A 20,018-nucleotide genomic window follows, 5' to 3' on the forward strand; every position below is an offset into this window, starting at 1 on the left:
CAAGGGGTGTTTTTGCGCCCCGCGATATTATGCAGTTAGAGATCCACGCACCTTCTACAGCTCGGAGAAACGACATTACAGACGCATTGATCCAGGACGAGATTTACTACGGCAGCCAGGCCAGCGAGGAGGACCACGCCCACGCGGAGGTCACCTCGGCGGCCGCCGTCGCCAGGCTCCGCACGCGCCCCGACATCGTGCGAAGGCACGGCCGGTATGCGCTGATCAATGACAACCGCACGCCGTACCAGGCAATGGTGGAGGACCTGCTGTTCGTGCGTTCAGTGCTGGCCGGCGCCAACCTGGACTACTTGCTGGTCCGCGGCAACAACGACCGTCCGGTCATTGCAGTGGACTGGAAGTACCGCCGGGAACTGCGTACCGCCCTGGTTGAGGCCTGCCGGGACGAGCCGTTCTACTCGATGACCGTGGACGCCAAGAAGAAGTCCTCGGTACTGGTGGCCGACGGGGAGCTGTCGCCGAACCGTCAGGGCCGCATCTTCCGGCTCTACCGGCCCCGGGTGGAACCGGAAGGCGGCCTCGAATTCGGCGCCTCGGCCGGTGTACAGCTGGAGCTGTGGAGCTTTGAGGGTGACCAGCTGATCCTGCCGATCGAAAACTCGCTGACCCGGCGGACCCTGCTCGCCCAGGATGCGGTTCGCGGCACCGTGGAACGCTACGGCCACACCTGGCCCACCATCGAGAACATGTTCGCCGACCATGCCAGCGACATCAGCTTCGACATCGATCTGGTGTTCTCCTGGGTGGACGGCAGCTCTCCCGAATACATCGCCGCCCGCCGGGCCCGGATGGCCGGGGTCGTGGTGGGTGAGGGCGATGACCACGAGGCCCGCTTCCGCCAGATCAACGAGCTGAAGTACGCGCTGCGCTCGGTCTACATGTTCGCGCCGTGGATCCGACGGATCTTCATCGCCACGGACTCTCCTGCCCCGTCCTGGCTCGCGGACCACCCGAGCGTGACGATTGTGCGCAGCGAGGAGTTCTTCGCCGATCCCTCGGTGCTGCCGACGCACAATTCCCAGGCGGTCGAGAGCCAGCTGCACCACATCGAAGGGCTCTCGGAACACTTCCTGTATTCCAATGACGACATGTTCTTCGGCCGGGCTGTGCGGCCGGACATGTTCTTCACACCGGGCGGGATCACCAAGTTCATCGAGGCGGAGACGCGCATCGGCCTCGGGGACAACGACGCAGAGCGCAGCGGCTTCGAAAACGCTGCTCGGGTGAACCGCAAGCTGCTCTGGGACCGTTTCGGGCGGATTACTACCCGGCATCTGGAACACACGGCCGCGCCGCTCCGGCGCAGCGTGGTGGCACAGATGGAGCAGGAGTTCCCGGCCGAGTTCGCCAAGACGGCAGCCAGCAGGTTCCGGGGCGCGGACAACATCTCGGTGACGAATTCGTTCTACCACTACTACGCGTTGCTCACCGGCCGGGCCGTGACCCAGACCGCGGCGAAGGTCAGGTACGTGGACACGACAGCCCGCGCCGGCCTGAACTACCTGCCCAAGCTCCTCTCCAAACGGAATATGGATTTCTTCTGCCTCAATGACGGAAGTTTCCCGGAAGTGCCGGCCGAGGAGCGTGCGGAACTGGTGACGGATTTCCTGGAGAAATATTTCCCGATCAAGGCTCCCTGGGAAAAGTAGGGCAGAAAGCGGGGCGCCGGCGGGAGCAGCAGGCGCCTAGTTGAGGGTGGTCATCCGGCGGTCTTGGGACGTCTTCGCCGGAACCTCCAGCTTGGCCTGGCGCGGAATGCGGATGCCGGCGGCGGCGATCCGCCGCTGGGTTTCCTCCGCCGTGACGAACTCGCCCACCGCCGGGAGGGTGTCCCCGACCTGCACCACGGAGTGCACGATGGTGTGCTCGTAGACGTGGACCAGGTTGTAGGACTGCCCGCTGTCCCGGCCCCGGCTTCCGCCGACGGGCACGTTCAGGTCCTGCGTGTAGCAGGTCGCCGAAGCGACCGAGACAGGGATGCCGGCAAACGTAGCCGACGTCGAATAGTGCAGATGGCCGCCCAGGATGGTGCGCACATCGGAGTTGCGAAGCACCCCGGCGAGCGCTGACTGGCCTCGGAGTTCAACCAGCACCGCAAGGTCCAGCACGGAGGGAACCGGCGGGTGGTGAAGGGCCAGGATGGTGCCGTCCGGCGCTGGCGTGGCGAGTTCCGCGGCGAGCCATTCAAGCTGCTCGGGGGTCAATTCGCCGTGGTGGAAGCCGGGGACCGAAGTGTCCAGGGTAATGATGCGCAAACCGTCGATGAAGTAGCTGTGGTCCACGGGGGCGTCGCTGCCCGGCTGGTCCAGGAGGCCGCTGCGGAAGTTGGCCCGGTCGTCGTGGTTGCCCATCGCCCAGATGACCTTGGCGCCCATTGCCTTGCAGGCCGGGTCCACGATGGTGCGGAGCTTCGTGTATGCCTCCGCTTCGCCGCGGTCGGCCAGGTCTCCGGTGAAGATCACGGCTTCGGGGCGCGCACCGGAGGCGCGGACCTGATCGAAAAGTTGTCTGAGCCGGGAGTCACTGTCCACCATGCCGTGCAGAGGATCCGTGCCTCCCAGCAAATGCGGATCGCTCAAGTGGAGTAGGAAATGCCGTGGCCGGGGGTGCTCGGCCTCGATGAGCTCCATTGCAACCTTCCTGGTTGGGTGGAGGCAATTGTCTCCAGCGTCCCTCTCAGTAATATCTATCCAACCAGACATTCGGCCAGCAATGGGCAAACTCGAGTAGGCATGTTTGAAAAAAGGCAATAACCGAGTAATCCGGCGGACACATACCTGCGCAGGAATATGCGTGTATGTGTCCGCCGGGAAGTGGATCACTCGGTTAATTGGCGGCTAGCTTAGGTAGCCGTTCGGGTTGAGCACGTACTTCGTGGCGGCGCCGGCGTCGAACTCGGCATAGCCCTTGGGTGCGTCCTCGAGTGAGATCGACTTGGCGTTGACGTTCTTTGCGATGTGGACCTTGTCGTGCAGGATCGCCATCATCAACCCGCGGTTGTACTTCATCACCGGGCACTGGCCGGTGGTGAAGCTCAGCGACTTGGCCCAGCCCGTGCCCAGGCTCAGGGAGAGCGCGCCCTTCTTAGCCGCCTCGTCCACCCCGCCCGGGTCACCGGTGACGTAGAGCCCGGGAATGCCGAGCGCGCCGCCTGCCGCGGTGAGTTCCATCAGGGAGTTCAGCACCGTCGCCGGCGCTTCCTTGGCGTCGTGGCCGTGCCCCTTTGCCTCGAAGCCGACGGCGTCCACACCGCAGTCGACCTCGGGCACGCCCAGAATTTGCTCGATCTGTTCCGCCGGTCCGCCCTTGGACAGGTCGACGGTCTCACAGCCGAAGCTGCGCGCCTGCTTCAACCGGTCCTCGTTCATGTCACCGACGATTACGACGGCGGCGCCCAGCAGTTGGGCGCTCGTAGCCGCTGCCAGGCCCACGGGTCCGGCGCCGGCAACGTAGACCGTCGAACCCACACCGACGCCGGCGGTGACGGCGCCGTGGAAGCCGGTGGGGAAGATGTCCGACAGCATGGTCAGGTCCATGATCTTCTCGAGGGCCTGGTCCCGGTCCGGGAACTTCAGCAGGTTCCAGTCCGCGTAGGGGACCAGGACGTAGTTGGCCTGTCCGCCGACCCAGCCGCCCATGTCCACGTAACCGTAGGCACTGCCCGGGCGGTCGGGGTTGACGTTCAAGCAGATGCCGGTCTTGCGTTCCTTGCAGTTCCGGCAGCGTCCACAGGCGATGTTGAAGGGGACGGAACAGATATCCCCTACCTTGATGAACTCGACGTCCGGGCCCACCTCTACAACCTCGCCGGTGATTTCGTGGCCGAGCACCAGGTCGACGGGAGCGGTGGTGCGGCCCCGGACCATGTGCTGGTCCGAGCCGCAGATGTTCGTGGCAACGGTTTTGAGGATTACGCCATGGCGCACCGAGCGGCCCACGTTGGCGGGGTTGACCCCCGGGCCGTCTTTGAGTTCGAAGGTGGGGTAGTCAATGTCGATCAGCTCGACTTTTCCTGGCCCTTTGTAGGCAACGGCTTTGTTTCCTGTCATCACTTTCCTCCTGGTTTCACGGACCCCATGTTGAGTGCCCAGTTGTGATTCACGAAGCTTCCTGATGCGCCCTCCTCGGGCCTGCGTGGGCTGCGTTGCCAACACGCGGAGGCGTTTGCGCCGCGGGTGAGGCCGGAACGTTGGAGGGTTTGGCCAGTCTAGGCCCGAAGCATGCTTACAAACAGGGTCCGTTGTCCCCTTGCGCTTCTGTTCTCGTGCCATGCCGGCCCGACGGCGTGGCCGCGCTGGGCAGGCGGAGGCTCAGGCGAGCGCCTGGCGGACCGCCTCAATGACCTCCGGCGAGTCGGGCTCGACGGTGGGGGCGAAGCGGGCGACGATCTCGCCGTCGCGGTTGACCAGGAACTTCTCAAAATTCCACTTCACGAGCCCCGGCAACAGTCCCTTCTTGAACCGGGTCAGCCGGGCGTACAACGGATGCTGGTGCCGGCCACGGACATCCGCCTTGGTGGTGAGCGGAAACGTCACGCCGAAGTTGCGCTGGCAGAACTCGGCAATTTCGGCGTCGGCTCCGGGCTCCTGCCCGGCGAACTGGTTGCAGGGAACGCCGAGTACCGTGAAGCCTTCCTCCCGGAACTTGTTGTGGAGCGCCTCCAGCCCGGCGTACTGCGGCGTAAAGCCGCACTGGGAAGCCACGTTTACGACCAGCACTACCTGACCACTGAATCGGCCAAAGTCCGTTTCGGTGCCGTCGTTGAGGGTCAGCGGGATGGAATACAGGGATGTCATTGGGGGTTTCCTCGCGGGTTTGGGTGCAAAGGCGGTGCACCTCGTGGTTCGGCACCGGGGCGCGAGGGTATGGGTCCGCGGGCTGCCGCGGATTCTGGTGCGGCGATGACGTTCCTAGGGTTTGGGCGAGGCGGTGGGTTCCAAGGAGGCTGTCGGCTTCGTGGCGGCCGTCTCCTGCGGGGCTGCCGTCGCCGTGGGCGCGGTCACGGCGGGCGGGGTCGCGGTCACGGCGGGCGCGGTAGCCGGCAGTGTCACATCGTCGGCAGGGGCCGACGGCGTTTCGGTCGCCGTAGGGCTGGGAGGCGGCGCCGGCGTAACGGTCGGGGTGGGCGTTACCTCCGAAACCGTCGGCGTGGGCGTCGGCGTGACGGTCGGCGTAGCCGTGGGCGTAGGTGTGCCGGTCAGGGGCGGCGTGACGGTCGGGGTCGGCGTCGGCGTGACGGTCGGGGTTGGCGTCGGCGTCGGCGTCGGCGTGACGGTCGGGGTGGCTGTGGGGCTGGGAGTGGCTCCCGCGAGCGCACTCGTCGGCGTGGGTGTCACCGAGGCAGCGGGCGAGGCCGCGACGGCGGCAGGTGTTGCCTCCTGAACTCCGCCGGTGACCGCACCGGCCTGGTTTTCGGTCACGGGGACGGCCCAGTCCGCGCTGGCGCTGGCCGGGCTATAGCTGACCATCTGGATGTCGTCGAGCTGGTCCACCTGGCGGGTCGGAAGGAAGTTCCAGTCAAGGGGGTTGGTGTGCGAGCCGTTGAGGATCGTCTCGAAGTGGAGGTGGCAGCCGGTGGAGGAGCCCGTCGTTCCCACCCTGGCAATGACCTCGTCAACGCCCACCGATTCCCCCTTCTTCACGGCGATCCCTTCGAGGTGGTTGTACGTGGTGATCAGGCCGTTCCCGTGGTCGATTTCGACCCGGTTGCCGCCGCCCCAGGGATGCCATCCGACAGCACGCACCACACCGGCGTCGGCGGAATATACCCTGGTGCCGCACGGGGCGGCAAAGTCCTGGCCCCAGTGGAATTCCCCGGCGGTTCCGGTCAACGGGCTGGTGCGCAGGCCAAACGGGGACGATGCCACCAACACCTCGAGCGGGGCCATCAGGAAGCCTTTCGGCGGACGCGACAGGCCCGCCGAGGCAACGCGGAGCTCGACTTTGCCCTCCTTGGACGCCGTCCGGACCGTGGTCCGGGCGAACGAAACGAGGGCGCGGCCGTCCGCGGTCAGCGCATCAGGAACGGTCGGGGCGGACTTTCCGCCCCCATCCGGCGCGTTGCCCTCCGGCTCCAGGAATCCCGGTCCCACGGAACCCGTGGCCCGCGGCGGTTGAGGCGCCTCCCTGGCCAATGTCCCGGCGGGCGCAGTGGGCCCAAAGACCAGCACGGCAAGGGCTAGGCCCGTTGCTGCCGCCAGAGCGCGCGCGACTACTCCTGAAGTTTTGGACCGCTCACTCGTTGAGTTTCCCCAGTGTTTTCCCACGACGTGACTCCTGCATTCTGTCCGCCAGACCCCAATCTCAACGGACTCACCCTCCAATGGGACCACAATCGACTGGGTCTGTGAACCTCCGAAATGCGCGGTTTCCGGCGCTTCCGCGGCATCTTCACGCCACCGTTCGGCGACTTGGGTGGCGTCCCAGTAGCGCTGCCCGCGCAAGCGCGTAGGACCTCCGGTCGGGCCGGGTAAGAATAGGAGTATGCGCAATATCCTCAGGGAGTGGCAGGCCGAGCTCAAGCGGACGTTCACCGGGACCCGGGATGCGTTTCCGGAGTGGGTGGGCCGCCTCGCCGAAGGCTCCGACGCCGGCTACCACCTTCCCGGGTCCGCCGTCTGGGCCGTCCATGGGGATATGCCGACGATTGTCGCCGGCATCCGCGCCCTGCTGATGCAGGCACTGCACCCTGGCGCCCTGGCCGGGGTGCACGACCATTCCCGCTTCCGCGAAGACCCCCTGGGCCGGCTCGCCGGCACCATCCGCTGGATTTTTACGGTCACCTACGGGTCCACGGACGCGGCGCGTGCCGCCTCGAACTGGGTGCTGCGCCTGCACGAGTCGGTCCGCGGTGACTACGTCGACGGCCATGGCGTGGTCCGGCCCTATGCGGCCAACGATCCAGAGCTGCTCCGCTGGGTTCACATCGCCTTCACCGATGCCTTCCTGTCCGCGCACAAACTCTGGGGCCGGCCGATTCCGGGCGGCCCGGACGCGTACGTGCGCGAATGGGCGCAGGCGGGGACCTTGATGGGGGTCGAGTCACCGCCGCTGAGCGAAGCTGACATGCGCCGACAGCTCGATCGCTGGTACGACGGCGGCGAGCTCAGTTCCGGCGACAAGGTCGCCGAGACTGTGGCCTTCATTCGGGATCCCCCGCTCCACCCGGTTCTCCGGCCCGGCTACCGAGTGCTGTTCGCGGCGGCGGTGGCCAGCCTTGAGCCCAAATACCGGGAAATGCTGGGGCTGCAGACAGCACGGCTGGGACCACTTCCACTGCCGGTGAAGCTTGCCACGAAGGCGACGCTCGGAGTCGTCCATCTTGCCTTGGGCCGGGTTGGACCGAGCGAGCAGGCTGCACGCCAACGGCTGCGCCGCCTGGGGTATCCGGGTTAGCTGCGGCCGGGTAGCTGCGGGCCGGAACGCAGCAGACTGCAGGCCTGGGAGCCCAAGCCGGAAGCTCCGGGACGCAAAAAGGCCCCGGTCCAAGGGACCGGGGCCAAACGCGGAGAATGGGGGATTTGAACCCCCGAGGGCGTTAACCCAACACGCGTTCCAGGCGTGCGCCATAGGCCGCTAGGCGAATTCTCCAGTAGCTTCTGAATCAAAAGCAGATACTAGACTACCTGACATTCCCGGCTTCGACCAATTGAGCCCTCCGGTCCGCCCGAAACTTGGGCATGTCCCCCGGCTACACCGGCGGATTCGAGGCAGGCCCGATCGTCGGGTAAAGTAGTCGACGGCCCCTCATGTGGCGTCATCCTGTTGAACTCCCCCAGGACCGGAAGGTAGCAAGGGTAAATGGGCTCTGGCGGGTGCATGGGGGGTCTTTTATGTCTGTGCCGATTGGTAGGGTTTAGCTGTGACTGTTACTACCGCTCTTTACCGCAGATACCGCCCCGATTCGTTCGCGGACGTTATCGGGCAGGAACACGTCACCGACCCGCTGATGACGGCCCTGCGGAAGAACCGCGTCAACCACGCCTACCTCTTTTCCGGACCCCGCGGTTGCGGCAAAACAACCTCCGCCCGGATCCTGGCGCGCTGCCTGAACTGCGCCGAAGGCCCCACGGACACCCCTTGCGGCGTCTGCCCCAGCTGCGTTGAACTGGCACGCGGCGGTGCGGGCTCGCTCGACGTGATCGAGATCGACGCCGCCAGCCACGGTGGTGTGGACGACGCCCGCGACCTGCGCGAACGTGCCACCTACGCCCCGGTCCGCGACCGCTACAAAATCTTCATCATCGACGAAGCCCACATGGTCACCTCGGCCGGCTTCAACGCGCTGCTCAAAATCGTCGAAGAGCCGCCGGAACACATCAAGTTCATCTTCGCCACAACGGAACCGGACAAGGTGATCGGCACCATCCGATCCCGCACCCACCACTACCCGTTCCGGCTGGTACCGCCGGAGCCCCTGATGGCGTACCTTGAACTGCTCTGCAAGCAGGAGAACGTCCCGGTGGCTCCCGGCGTGCTCTCGCTCGTCATCCGCGCCGGCGGCGGCTCTGTGCGCGACTCGCTCTCCGTGCTGGACCAGCTCATGGCCGGCGCCGGCCCGAACGGGCTGGACTACGAACTGGCCGTGGCCCTGCTGGGCTACACCCACGCTTCCCTCTTGGACGACGTCGTCGAGGCCGTTGCCGCCTCCGACGCCGCCACCGTATTCCGCGCCGTGGACCGCGTCATCCAGACCGGCCACGACCCGCGCCGCTTCGTCGAGGACCTGCTCGAGCGTTTCCGCGACCTGATCATCGTGCAGGCCATGCCGGAGAGCGCGCAGTCGATCCTCCGCGGCATGCCGGCGGACCAGATCGCCCGGATGCAGAACCAGGCCCACAACCTCGGCGCCTCCGAGCTTTCACGGGCTGCCGATGTCACCAACACCGCGCTTACCGAGATGACCGGCGCGACGTCGCCGCGCCTGCACCTGGAACTGCTCTGTGCCCGCATCCTTTTGCCGAGCTCGGAACAGACCGAACGCGGGATCGCCGCCCGGATTGACCGCGTGGAGCGGCGCCTGAATTACGCCGGAAACGACGTCGGAACACCCGCAGCCGGGCCGGTGGCGGCACCCGAGCCGGCCCAATCCGCCCCGGTGGCTGCACCCGCGCCCGCAGCGGCCGCCCAGGAAATGCAGCAGCAAAGGCCGCCGCTTACGCCGCCACGGGTCAGCACGAACGACTGGCCGGTGGAGGAATCCGCGGCTGCGAACGGCGCCGCGCACCCCGTTACCGCACCGGCAACGGAGCGCGCCCGGGCAGAACAGGCTGCAGCGGCGGGGCAGCCTGCACAGGAAAGCCGTCCGGAGCAGGCGCCGCCGGCCTCCGTGCCCGATGAAACCGCCAACGCCGCGCCGGCACCCTCGGCACCGGCCGAACGCCCGGCTGCCGACGTCCCGGCAGCGGCCCCGTCCACGGTGCCGTCCGCTCCGGCCGCACCTGCTGCGGGCTCCGGACCCGACGTCGAGGTCCTTCGCCGGGCGTGGCCTGAGATCCTGCAGACTCTGACGAAGATCAAACGCAGCACGTGGGCGCTCGTCGAACCCAACGCCCAGGTCGGTCACTTCGAGGGCCAGCAACTGACACTGTCCTTCACCACCCCCGGGCTCGCCGGTGCCTTTGGCCGCGCGGACCACGCGGAGAACCTGCGCCAGGCAATCCACAAAACAATCGGCATCGACTGCCAGATTACGGCCGTGGCCGGCGGCTCCGGCAGCGCAGCGAGCTCTGAGCCAAACCCAAAAGTTCCCGCTAGCCGGGAGCAAGCGCCGGCCACCTCAGCGGACGTTGCTTGGGGTCTGGCCCCCGCAGCGGCCGGGGGTGTACCCGCATCGGATGGGGCACCCGGTTCCGCGGCGGCGGCCGGAAACGGCGAGAGCCTGGCACCTGGAAGAGAGCCAACGACGGCTGCCCAGGCGCCTCAGCAGCCAGAGCCTCAGCCCGCCGGAGCCGCCGCAGCGAGCACTCCGCAGGCCGGCCCGCAGGCCGGGCCGCCCGCCGGGTCGTCCGGTGGGGCGAATCCTGATGCCGTCGGTTCGTACTCCTACCCGGATGACGATTGGGGCCCGCCGCGGGATGAAGATGCTCCGCCTCTGGACGAAGAGCCGCCGATGGACTGGGACCCTTCGGCCCCGCCCGCCGTCCGGGCCGCTCCCCCAGCGGCACCCGCACCAGCGCGGACCGCACCACGCCCCCGATCCGGCGCAGGCGCACCTGCCGCAGGTTCCGCCGCAGCGCTGGCGCCCGGCCAGGCCGGCACCCCTGCAGCGGCTGCCCCGGACACCGCCGCCGACCCGTGGGCACGCGCCGTCGAGCAATCCCCCGGGGTCTGGAGCGTTGGCACCGAGTTGAACGTCGGGCGGCACCCTTCGCCGGCGACCGCCCAGCAGGCGGGGCAGCAGAGCCCGGAACCGGAGCCGCCGCATTATGAGCCTGCGGCTGCGCAGATTCCGGAGCCGGTCGGTGCTTTCCCGGGCGGCTCGGGACACGCCGGCTCCGCGGAACGCGGCCCCGCGCCGCAGCTCGTCGCGGCTGCCGCCGGACCCGCGGTCATCACGGTTGCGGCGTCCACGGTTGTTGCCACGGCCCCGGTGGGCGTACCTCCGGCCTCCGGACGGCAGAGCCTCTACCAGAGGCTGTCCAACAGCCCCGAAGCAGAGGCCGGCCGCGCCAAGGCGCCGGCGCGCGCGGCAGTTGCCGCCACGAGCTACGAACAGGACATCCCCAGCGCCGACGACGAAACGATCGAGGAATCGGGCGTGTTCGGCCGCGCCGCCGTCGAGCGTATTCTGGGCGGGAAGCTGATCGAAGAGCGCTCCTTGGACGGAAGCCCGCTGGCGCCGCGCTTCTAGCCCTCCCGGCGCCCGACCGGGCCGCCCCTCCCCCAAGCGAACGAGGAAATTGTGTACGAAGGTGCAGTTCAGGAGCTGATCGATGAGCTCGGCCGCCTCCCCGGCGTCGGGCCCAAATCGGCCCAGCGGCTCGCTTTCCACATCCTCGAAGCCGATCCGCAGGACATGAAACGCCTGGTCGAGGCCATTACGACGGTCAAGGAACGGGTGAAGTTCTGCACCGTCTGCGGCAACGTCACCGAACAGGAACTCTGCAACATCTGCCGGGATCCGCGCCGCGACCCCTCCATCATCTGCGTCGTGGAGGAGTCCAAGGACGTCCTGGCGGTGGAACGGACCCGGTCCTTCCGCGGCCGCTACCACGTGCTGGGCGGCGCCATCAATCCGATCGCCGGCATCGGGCCGGAACAACTGCGGATCCGCGAGCTGCTGACCCGGCTCAACGACGGCGCCATCCAGGAAATCATTATCGCGACCGACCCCAACCTCGAGGGCGAAGCCACGGCCACCTACCTCGCCCGGATGCTCAAGTCGATCGGCATCGCCGTCACCCGGCTCGCATCGGGCCTTCCCGTTGGCGGAGACCTCGAGTACGCCGACGAAGTCACCCTGGGCCGCGCCTTCGAAGGCCGCCGCAACGCCCTGAGCTGACCGAGCCGGGACAGCCGTCCCCGGCGCGCCCGGCCCATCCCGCCTCGCGACCCTCGCCACCCTTGTGGCCCGCGTGGCCCGCGTGGCCTTTGAGGCCCTTGCTGCGCGTCCCTCGCCGGGCATGCCCATCCGGTCGGCCCACGGATGGACATGTGCAACGTCCCCGCCGGGCATGCCCATCCGGTCGGCCCAGGAATGGACATAGTGACATTATGTCCATTCCCCGGCGCGAACACTGGGCATGTCCATCCGTGGTCCGGCCGCCCCGCCCCGCGCCGGAGCCAGCCTCGTCCGGCATTTCGGTCACAATTCTTTTCCGGGCGCCGGCGGCGATAAACTCAAGGGAGAGGCCGCCGTCGCCGTTTGGCTGGCCCAGAACCCCGATGATCCAGTGAGGGTGCGCGCATGAGTTTGTCCACTACCGAAGTCCATCCCGGAACGCAGCCGCTGCAACTGCCAGTGAAGCCTGGCGCCACCAAACACCTGGTGGTGAAGAAGTTCGGCGGCTCCTCCGTCGCGGACGCGGACGGGATCAAGCGGGTCGCCCGGCGCGTCGTGGACGCCCACAATTCCGGCGACGAAGTCGTCGTCGTCGTGTCGGCCATGGGCGACACCACCGATGAACTCCTCGACCTCGCTGCCCAGGTGACCGATTCCGCCCCGGCCAGGGAAATGGACATGCTCCTTTCCGCCGGCGAGCGCATCTCCATGGCCCTGCTCGCGATGGCCATCAACAAGTACGGCGCCTCGGCCCAGTCCTTCACCGGTTCCCAAGCCGGCATGATCACCGACGGCATCCACGGCAAGGCCCGGATCATCGACGTCGACCCGCACCGGATCCGCACGGCCCTGGACAAGGGGCACATCGCCATCGTCGCGGGGTTCCAAGGGATGAGCCGCACCACGCACGAAATCACCACGCTGGGCCGCGGCGGCTCGGACACCACCGCGGTGGCGCTGGCCGCCGCCCTCGACGCCGACGTCTGCGAGATTTTCACCGACGTTGACGGGATCTATACCGCGGATCCGCGGGTTGTTCCGTCCGCCCGGAAGATCGACCGCATCTCCAGTGAGGAAATGCTCGAGCTAGCGGCCTCGGGGGCCAAGATCCTGCACCTGCGCTGCGTGGAATACGCCCGCCGCTTCGGGGTGCCGTTGCACGTCCGTTCCTCATTCAGCCAGAACGAAGGCACTTGGGTGCTGCCCAGCGCCGATGACAAGATCACGATTCAAGAGGGAGTTGCCTTGGAGCAGCCAATCATCTCCGGCGTTGCGCACGACCGGTCCGAAGCCAAGGTCACGGTGGTCGGCGTTCCGGACATCCCCGGCAAGGCTGCGGCCATCTTCCAGGTCATCGCCGACGCGCATTCCAACATCGACATGATCGTCCAGAACGTCTCCACCCACGGCACCGGCCGGACGGACATCTCGTTCACGTTGCCGATCGTCGAGGGCGCCGACGCCCTCGCCGCCCTCCGCGCCGCCCAGGCCGAGATCGGCTTCGAGAACATCGAATACAACGAGAAGATCGGCAAGCTCTCCCTGATCGGCGCCGGCATGCGTTCGCACCCGGGCGTCTCCGCACGGTTCTTCGCCGCACTCTCCGAGGCGGGCATCAACATCAACATGATCTCCACCTCGGAAATCCGCATCTCGGTGGTGACCCACGCCGACCTGCTGGACGCCGCCGTCCGAGCCATCCACAAGGCCTTCGACCTGGACAGCGAGGACGAGGCTACGGTTTACGGCGGCACGGGCCGCTAGGACAGCGCCGGAGCACCGCACACAAAAAGGGAGCAGCTACTTAGCTGCTCCCTTTCACGTCCGGCCACCGGGCGGGTTAGACCTGCTCCTTCGGGAGGTCCTCCCGACGGACCGCATAGTGGTGTCCCTGCGAGTCGGTCTCGACTTCGAAGCCGGAGAGATCACTCTCCGAGGCCTGCTCGAAGTCATCGTGCCGATGCACGACCGGCGCGGCATAATCCCCGCGCGAAGCAGGGCCAAAAAGGAACCGCGCCCAAGACGACGGGTGCAGATGCCGACGCAATGCAGCCGCCCTCAGTGCACGTGCCATATTTCCCACCCCCTTTCCTGCTGACAGGCCAAGCGAAAGGTGGCGCGGGCGGCGCCAGTGCCCTCATTTTACGCCCGGCGGCGGCGAAAAGGGCAGGGCGGACGACGGCGGGAAAGGTCCCGCGCAGCGGGTCCCCGGCGTCGATCCGGCCCCGACGTCGACCGGGCCGCAGGTCGACCAGGCCGCGGGTCGGTCTAGCGCAGGGACTTGTCCTGAGGGTTGCGGGGCACCACATAGGTGCTGCCGTCCGGCCGGTGGAGGGTTTCCCACTGCTGAGTCTCGGCCTGCCGCTGGGCTAGCAGCTGGCGGTTCTGCTCCGTCATCTCATGGCCAATCGAGGTCCGGCTGGCGGGGCCGAAAATTGCCCGCAGCTTCCCGGTCGCACGCATGAACCGCTGGGCGGTGTTTTCCTTGGCCATTACCCACTCCTTCGAAACGGACGTAGCACCAGTGTACGCTAATCATTAGCGCACTAACTATTCGAAGGAGGCCTGATGGCCATCGCCGACACCGACTCCGCAACCACCTTGGGCACAACCACCCCCGTGGACGAGGACCTCCTCTTGGAACACCAGCTCTGTTTCGCCCTGACCGTTGCCTCACGCAGCGTCGTGGGCGCCTACAAGCCGGTGCTCGACAAGCTGGGCCTCACCCACCCGCAGTATCTGGTGATGCTGTGCCTGTGGGAATCGAGCCCCCGCACCGTCCGCGACATCAGTGATGCCCTCGCCCAGGAACCCGCCACGATTTCGCCACTGCTGCGGAGGCTGGAAGCGGCAGGCTACATCACGCGGCAACGGGCCGAAGGCAACGAACGTAGCCTCGCGGTGCGGCTGACCCCCCGCGGGGCGGCGCTCCGGCAACAGGCGACGGCGGTGCCCGGCACCATGATGGCGCGGCTGGGCCTGGACCGCGAGCAGGTCGGCGAACTGCATGCCTCGATGATGCGCCTCATCGCGGCCACCCGGGCCGCGGACGAGGGCCACGGCGGCTAGGCCGCCGCGGACACAGCCCCACCCCCTCTCCCCCGGCAGCGATGCGGCAGCGGTGCGGCGTTGGGGCGGCGCTAGAATGAGTGAAACCGAGGAGAGCCGACCATGCGTAAGACCCTGATCCCCACCCTGCTCGCCTTGATCACGGCCGCCGGACTGGCCGCCTGCGCACCCGGCGGCGGGCCTACGCCGAGCGCCTCGCCCACCGGCACCACCTCCGCCTCAGCTTCGCCTTCTGCCAGCAGCCCGGGCTCGGGAACGCCGTCCGCCGACACGGAAACCACCGCCACAGCGCCGTCGCCTTCGGCTGCCGCCCCCACAGCCGGACCCGGGCAGGGCAACGCCGAACTCGCTATCATGGTCACGTCCGCCGAAGGTGGGAAGGCAACGAATTATACGCTGGTGTGCCAGAACGGTGTCCCGGCAGCGGAAAGCCAGCACCCGACCGCCGCCGCAGGTTGCGCCGCCTTGAAGGCGAACGCGGCCCTGCTCAGCCCCGCCCCGCGGCCTACGGACAAGGTCTGCACCCAGCAGTACGGCGGACCGGAGGAGGCGACCGTCACGGGTTCCGTGGACGGCAAGGCTGTCGAAGCCAAGTTCAGCCTGCGGGACGGCTGCGAGATCGCACAGTGGAAGGCCGCCAAGGACATCCTGGGATCCACCGGTGGGACTGTCTAAACTGCAGCACCTCCCGCAGGACGAGTGGCTCCAGCGCGAAGCCGCCCACGTCCAGCGCGTCCGCACCTACGCCGATCCCTACCTCGCCCGGAGGTCGGCGGGCCAAAAACACCCGGTGGAGGACTTCCTCTTCACCTATTACACCCAAAAGCCCGGCCAACTGCTGCGCTGGCATCCCGGCGCCGGCGTCGTGCTCTCCGGAGCGGCGGCAGCGGTGCGCTCGGGCTGGAAATACTACCGGATTCCCGACGCCAGCGAACTCGACGCTGCGGGCCTGGCGCCGGACACGGATGCGGTGACGGTCGACGTCGAACGGTTCCTCAGCGAACGCCGCGACGCCGTGCAGTTTGCCGGCATCATCCTGGCGGGTACGGCCGCACGGCCTGCGCAGTTCGGCTGCTTCGGGCTGCACGAGTGGGCCATGGTCTACCGGCAGGACAAGTTCGAACTGCGGCACGAGTACCTGAAACTGCGGCTGGGTTCCGAGCGGACGGACCGGGTGGTCGAGGACAACCGGATCCGGTGCTCGCATTTCGACGCTTTCCGGTTCTATACCCCCGACGCCGTGCCGCTGAACACCCTGGAGCCGAGCCGCGAGAACCAGCGCAGCATGGAACAACCCGGCTGCCTGCACGCGAACATGGACCTCTACAAGTGGGCGTACAAGCTGGCACCCGTGCTGCCCAGCGAGCTGGTCATGGACTGCTTCGAGCTCTCCTGGCGGATCCGCGCCATGGACATGCGCGCCTCCCCTTACGAGCTGAGCGAGTGGGGCTATCCGCCCATCCGGATCGAAACGCCGGACGGAAAAGCCGAATACGTGGAGCAGCAGCGGGCGTTCGCCGCCGCATCGCAGGACCTGCGCCGCCGGCTGCTGCTCGAACTCGCGCCGCTGCTGACGGCTGCCGGCGCCGCGGCTCCCCCGCTCCCCGCAGCCCAGGAAGGACCCCTATGACCGATCCCGCCGGAGCGACCGCCCCGCACGATGTCGACCTCTCGATCCGCCTGACGGAGGCGCCGGGCACCCCGGAGCACACCTTCCGGCTCGTCGCCGACGGCGGCGCCCCCACCGCCGTCTCCACCCTGCCTGACTCCGTTGCCGCGCTTGAGGCCCTCCGCCAGCATGGCGAGGACATCTTTTTCCCCGTGCCCGGACCGCCGAAGCTGTGCACCCAGCAGTACGGCGGCCCGCAGGTGGCGGTGGTCACCGGGCGCTATCTGGGCCGGGAAGTCCACTGCGAATTCAGCCGCACGGATGGCTGCGAAATCGCCCGCTGGCGTGCCCTCGCGCCGCTTTTGGGCGGCACCGCGGGATCAACCGGCGCCAGCTGAGGCCCCTGGTTTAAACGGCAATGGCCGGCGGTACCGACCGCCGGCCATTGCTGTTTTCAGGTGTTGACGCGCCTAGACGGCGTTGTTCGGTGCCTTGAGCAGGTCACCATTCTGGAGCTTGCCCTTCTCCTTCTTCACCTTCTTGCCCTTGTCCTTCTTCGCCTGGTGGTCCTTGCCGCTGTTTCCGGCGTCACCGCTGTCGCCGGGACCGTCATTGCTGTCCTGGTCCTCAGACGTCGGCGGAACCACCACGGCACCGGCCGGGGTGACCAGAACGCTGACGAACGTCGGCTCGCTGGCGCCGGCGTAGGTCACTCGACCGATGTAGGACCCCACCGCCAGGCCCTTCCAGTTCAGCGTGACCTGCCCGGACTTGCCGTTGGCAAGCCGCAGCGGATTGGGGCTCAGGGTGGCGTTTCCAACGTTGGCGCCCAAGACGGCGGCGTCCACGCTCGCCTTCGTGGCCTGATGATTCGGGCTGGCGAAAAGGTTGACGAAGATCCGGTAAGTTCCCGGAGCCGGGTTGGGGATCGACAGCGACTCACTCGCCGACGAGGTGGCGACCTGCACCAGCTGGTTCGCCGGGTTCACCACATACATGTCGAAGTCCGCGTTCGGATCCGAAGAGAGCACAGAGAACTTGGCCAGCGGGGCGCCGGCAGGTACCTGGACGGTCTTTCCGAAGTTCGACGCGTCTGCGCCAAGGATCGCGTCACCCGGGACCAGTTCAATAGCGGAGGAGTCCGCCTTGGACAGCCCGTCCAAGGTCATGTTAATCGGGTTGTTGCTTCCTGAAACCACATTGATGGCACCCGAACCGTTGCCGCCCTCGGAAACAAACGCTACGTCAGATGCAGCGACCACCGCCTGCGGGCGGACCGCAATCGGGGACGAGACGTTCTTGTTGGCGCCCTGCCAGGTCAGTGTGCCCATGGCGAACTTGCCGAGAGCAGCGTTCTGGTTCTCGAAGGACACCTTGAACGTCTTCTTGTCTCCGGCCGCGCCGAAGGTCAGGATGGACGGCGTCACCGTGACCTTGACCCCCGGGAGATCAGTCTTGACCCGGTAGGTGCCCGGGGTCAGTGCGGTCAGGGTGCGGGTGACCTCGATCTTGCCCGTGAGGTTGCCCAGCGCGAAGGACGGAACGTTCATGTCCCGGGGCTTGGTGCTGCCCAGGTCCGGCATGCCGAGGTCGACGCCGGTGCCCTGGATGAACTTCAGGTAGTCCTCGTCGTTGGCGTCATAGACCAGGCCCGGATCCAGCACGCGTGCCGGATCCACCTCGCCTGCGCCCGTTGCGAAAACGTCCGTGTCCTTGCTTCCGTTGGCGAGCTTGACGTCGCTGGCGGTTGTCATCATTGCGGACTTGACCATGGCCGGGGACCACTTCGGGTTCTTGCCGAGGATCAATGCGCCGAATCCGGCCACGTGCGGTGCTGCCATGGAGGTTCCGGACATGAAGCCGAAGTTGTCCCCACCCGTACCGATCGGTGAGACGCCGGCCAGGACGGCAACGCCGGGAGCGGCGACATCCGGCTTCAGCAGGTCCGAGCCGGTGGCGAGCAGCGGGCCGCGGGAGGAGAAGCCGGCAATCTGCGGCTGGGCCTCGAGCGGCAGACCGGTGGTGTCTTTATTGACCAGGGACACGGTGATCGCCGGATTGGCGGTCACCTTGGCCTTGATAGCGTCGGTGGCCGGCGGGTTCACGTGCACGGTCGGGACGGAGTGCTTGTCAGTGTCCAGGGAGGAGTTGCTCAGGTTCACCAGGATCATGCCGACGCCGCCGCCGCGCTTGACCTCTGCGCTCTTGGCAACGCGGTCGAAGACACCGCGGTCACACACCACAACCTTGCCCGCGACCTTGGCCGGGTCCAGCGTATCCGGGCCACAGAGCGCGGCGTTGGCGTTTCCGGCGGTGGCGGCGGCGTTGGCAGCCAGGACAATGCCGGCGCCCTTGACCTCGCGGTTCATGATGCTTGCGCCGCGGAACTTGGTGCCATCGGCGAATTCCACCGTGCCCTGGAGTTCCTGGGAGAAGCTGCTGGCGGCGACCGTGGTCAGCCAGGGTGCGCCGTGGTTGACGGTGCTCGCGGTGGGACCGGAGTTGCCCGCCGAGGCAGCGACGAAGATGCCCGCGGAAGCAGCAGACAGGAAGGCCATCGAGACCGGGTCCGTGGTGGTGGTCGTGGAGCCAGAGATCGAGTAGTTCAGGACGTCAACGCCGTCCACAACGGCCTGGTCAATGGCGGCCACGGATGCCGACGAGTAGCAGCCGCCCGTGTTGGGATTCGTGTCCTCCCAGCACACCTTGTACACAGAGAGCTTGGCGGCCGGGGCCATGCCACTGGTCAGGCCGAAGCTGCGGCCGTCAACGAACGTCTCCACGTTGGCGTTGCCCACGGCGGTGCTGGCCGTGTGCGTGCCGTGGCTGGCGACGTCGACCGGGGAGATCTTCTCCAATGGCGACCGATTCTCCGGGGTGACGTACTTGAGGAAATCATCGGCGAAGTAGTGCGCGGCAAGCACCTTCGAGTTGCAGGCCGACCCGTCAAAGTCCGCGCCGGTGCCTACACCCTTCTGGCATTCGCCGATGAAAGTGTCGCCGTCGGACTTGAGCATGGCGATCTTGCCGTCGCTGGTGCGGTACGGCACTCCAACCACCGGGTCGCCAACCAGCGGTTTTACCTCTTCACCGGCGAAGAAGGCGCTGCCGGGCGTGTAGCCGGTGTCGATGACACCGACGACGACGCCCTTGCCGGCGGCCTCCTGGCCGCCGAACTTGGTGTTCCAGGTGCCGTTGGCGCCGCTCAGCTTGAGGAAGTCCGTGCTCGAATAGTCAGGCGCGTTTTCCGTATCGGGGGCAACCACCAGCACGTCCGGGTTCTTGGCCAGTTTGATGGCCTGGTCCGAGGTCAGGTTCGCGCTGAAGCCGTTGACCGCCGAGGTGAAGCTGCGCTTGATCGCAACGTTCTGCTGCGCCGCTACCTCGTTCTGCTTCTGCTCAAGGTGGGCCTCATACTGCCGGACGGCTGGCTTCTTAGTATCCAGCTTCTTGCCCGACTCGGGTTTGGTGGGCGCAAGGCCCGGTGTTCCGCCGTCGTAGGTGGCCGCTGGTTTCTCGGCCAGCACGACGATGTAGCGGCCATCCGAGTAGCTGGCGGGGTCGAGATTCTTCTGCGCGATCCCTGCGACGGCGGAGCCCTGGCCCGGCGCGGCGGTGGCGGGCGCGATAGCGACTGTGGAGAGGAGAACCGGCAAGCCCAGGGTCAGCGCCGCTGCCCTCCGGAGTCCCCCGCTTCGAAGGAAGCTCTTTCCTGGTGATTTCACGAGTGATTAGAACCTTTCAGAGGGTACGGTCCCGGCGCCATTGCCGGGGACGACGGGCTGGTTCGGGAAGCGGGAACAGGAGTTGACTCTC

The 20,018-nt window shown here is 67.1% G+C and carries 16 protein-coding genes, 1 tRNA gene and 1 other RNA gene; 10 read left to right on the top strand and 8 right to left on the bottom strand.

Annotated features, from left to right (window positions below):
• Positions 1 to 29: 29 nt before the first annotated feature.
• Complete coding sequence (locus ACZ5Z0_RS07460) at positions 30 to 1,670, top strand: stealth family protein (protein ID WP_464110555.1); 1,641 nt, start codon at positions 30 to 32, stop codon at positions 1,668 to 1,670.
• A 36-nt stretch (positions 1,671 to 1,706) separates the two neighbouring features.
• Here ACZ5Z0_RS07460 and ACZ5Z0_RS07465 read toward each other — a convergent pair whose 3' ends face one another.
• From ACZ5Z0_RS07465 to ACZ5Z0_RS07480, 4 genes are all read right to left on the bottom strand, one after another.
• On the bottom strand, positions 1,707 to 2,651 hold the full coding sequence (locus ACZ5Z0_RS07465) for a phosphodiesterase (protein ID WP_464110556.1): 945 nt from the start codon (positions 2,649 to 2,651) through the stop codon (positions 1,707 to 1,709).
• Between the two features lie 207 nt (positions 2,652 to 2,858).
• Positions 2,859 to 4,070, bottom strand: a complete 1,212-nt coding sequence (gene fdhA, locus ACZ5Z0_RS07470; RefSeq protein ID WP_464110557.1) for a formaldehyde dehydrogenase, glutathione-independent — start codon at positions 4,068 to 4,070, stop codon at positions 2,859 to 2,861.
• Between the two features lie 261 nt (positions 4,071 to 4,331).
• On the bottom strand, positions 4,332 to 4,817 hold the full coding sequence (locus ACZ5Z0_RS07475) for a glutathione peroxidase (protein WP_464110558.1): 486 nt from the start codon (positions 4,815 to 4,817) through the stop codon (positions 4,332 to 4,334).
• Positions 4,818 to 4,931: 114 nt separating this feature from the next.
• Positions 4,932 to 6,113 (bottom strand): M23 family metallopeptidase, encoded by a 1,182-nt coding sequence (locus tag ACZ5Z0_RS07480; RefSeq protein WP_464110559.1) that lies wholly within the window; start codon positions 6,111 to 6,113, stop codon positions 4,932 to 4,934.
• Positions 6,114 to 6,504: 391 nt separating this feature from the next.
• Between ACZ5Z0_RS07480 and ACZ5Z0_RS07485 the strand changes: the two genes are divergently transcribed.
• Positions 6,505 to 7,416 (top strand): oxygenase MpaB family protein, encoded by a 912-nt coding sequence (locus tag ACZ5Z0_RS07485; RefSeq protein WP_464110560.1) that lies wholly within the window; start codon positions 6,505 to 6,507, stop codon positions 7,414 to 7,416.
• A 110-nt stretch (positions 7,417 to 7,526) separates the two neighbouring features.
• Here the strand turns inward: ACZ5Z0_RS07485 and ACZ5Z0_RS07490 are convergent.
• Positions 7,527 to 7,611: transfer RNA gene (locus tag ACZ5Z0_RS07490), tRNA-Ser, on the bottom strand.
• Positions 7,612 to 7,758: 147 nt separating this feature from the next.
• On the opposite strand from ACZ5Z0_RS07490, the gene ffs reads away from it, so the two are divergent.
• The 4 genes from ffs to ACZ5Z0_RS07510 all read left to right on the top strand — a co-directional run bounded on the left by ffs (position 7,759) and on the right by ACZ5Z0_RS07510 (position 13,288).
• An RNA gene (gene ffs, locus ACZ5Z0_RS07495) (signal recognition particle sRNA small type) lies at positions 7,759 to 7,855 on the top strand.
• A gap of 27 nt (positions 7,856 to 7,882) precedes the next feature.
• Entirely contained in the window at positions 7,883 to 10,873 is a 2,991-nt protein-coding gene (locus ACZ5Z0_RS07500) for a DNA polymerase III subunit gamma and tau (protein ID WP_464110561.1), read from the top strand.
• 51 nt (positions 10,874 to 10,924) lie between these two features.
• Positions 10,925 to 11,524, top strand: coding sequence for a recombination mediator RecR (gene recR, locus ACZ5Z0_RS07505; protein ID WP_138767540.1), 600 nt, complete (start codon positions 10,925 to 10,927; stop codon positions 11,522 to 11,524).
• A gap of 405 nt (positions 11,525 to 11,929) precedes the next feature.
• Positions 11,930 to 13,288 carry an aspartate kinase gene (locus ACZ5Z0_RS07510; protein WP_464110562.1) on the top strand — a complete coding sequence of 453 codons (1,359 nt, stop codon included), beginning with the start codon at positions 11,930 to 11,932 and terminating at the stop codon, positions 13,286 to 13,288.
• A 76-nt stretch (positions 13,289 to 13,364) separates the two neighbouring features.
• Here ACZ5Z0_RS07510 and ACZ5Z0_RS07515 read toward each other — a convergent pair whose 3' ends face one another.
• Both ACZ5Z0_RS07515 and ACZ5Z0_RS07520 read right to left on the bottom strand, forming a co-directional pair.
• On the bottom strand, positions 13,365 to 13,571 hold the full coding sequence (locus ACZ5Z0_RS07515) for a hypothetical protein (protein WP_464110748.1): 207 nt from the start codon (positions 13,569 to 13,571) through the stop codon (positions 13,365 to 13,367).
• A gap of 221 nt (positions 13,572 to 13,792) precedes the next feature.
• A complete protein-coding gene (locus ACZ5Z0_RS07520) occupies positions 13,793 to 14,017 on the bottom strand; it encodes a hypothetical protein (RefSeq protein ID WP_138767544.1) in 225 nt (74 codons plus the stop codon).
• Positions 14,018 to 14,092: 75 nt separating this feature from the next.
• Between ACZ5Z0_RS07520 and ACZ5Z0_RS07525 the strand changes: the two genes are divergently transcribed.
• The 4 genes from ACZ5Z0_RS07525 to ACZ5Z0_RS07540 all read left to right on the top strand — a co-directional run bounded on the left by ACZ5Z0_RS07525 (position 14,093) and on the right by ACZ5Z0_RS07540 (position 16,600).
• Positions 14,093 to 14,593: a MarR family winged helix-turn-helix transcriptional regulator gene (locus ACZ5Z0_RS07525; protein WP_464110563.1), complete on the top strand. Its 501-nt coding sequence runs from the start codon at positions 14,093 to 14,095 to the stop codon at positions 14,591 to 14,593.
• 102 nt (positions 14,594 to 14,695) lie between these two features.
• On the top strand, positions 14,696 to 15,268 hold the full coding sequence (locus tag ACZ5Z0_RS07530) for an SSI family serine proteinase inhibitor (RefSeq protein WP_464110564.1): 573 nt from the start codon (positions 14,696 to 14,698) through the stop codon (positions 15,266 to 15,268).
• Positions 15,255 to 16,223: a 3-methyladenine DNA glycosylase gene (locus tag ACZ5Z0_RS07535; protein WP_464110565.1), complete on the top strand. Its 969-nt coding sequence runs from the start codon at positions 15,255 to 15,257 to the stop codon at positions 16,221 to 16,223. Before ACZ5Z0_RS07530 ends, ACZ5Z0_RS07535 begins: the two co-directional genes overlap by 14 nt.
• Entirely contained in the window at positions 16,220 to 16,600 is a 381-nt protein-coding gene (locus ACZ5Z0_RS07540) for a serine protease inhibitor (RefSeq protein ID WP_464110566.1), read from the top strand. Before ACZ5Z0_RS07535 ends, ACZ5Z0_RS07540 begins: the two co-directional genes overlap by 4 nt.
• 72 nt (positions 16,601 to 16,672) lie before the next feature.
• Here ACZ5Z0_RS07540 and ACZ5Z0_RS07545 read toward each other — a convergent pair whose 3' ends face one another.
• Complete coding sequence (locus ACZ5Z0_RS07545; RefSeq protein WP_464110567.1) at positions 16,673 to 19,927, bottom strand: S8 family serine peptidase; 3,255 nt, start codon at positions 19,925 to 19,927, stop codon at positions 16,673 to 16,675.
• Positions 19,928 to 20,018: the final 91 nt, after the last annotated feature.

The organism is Arthrobacter sp. T2-23 (assembly GCF_055398325.1).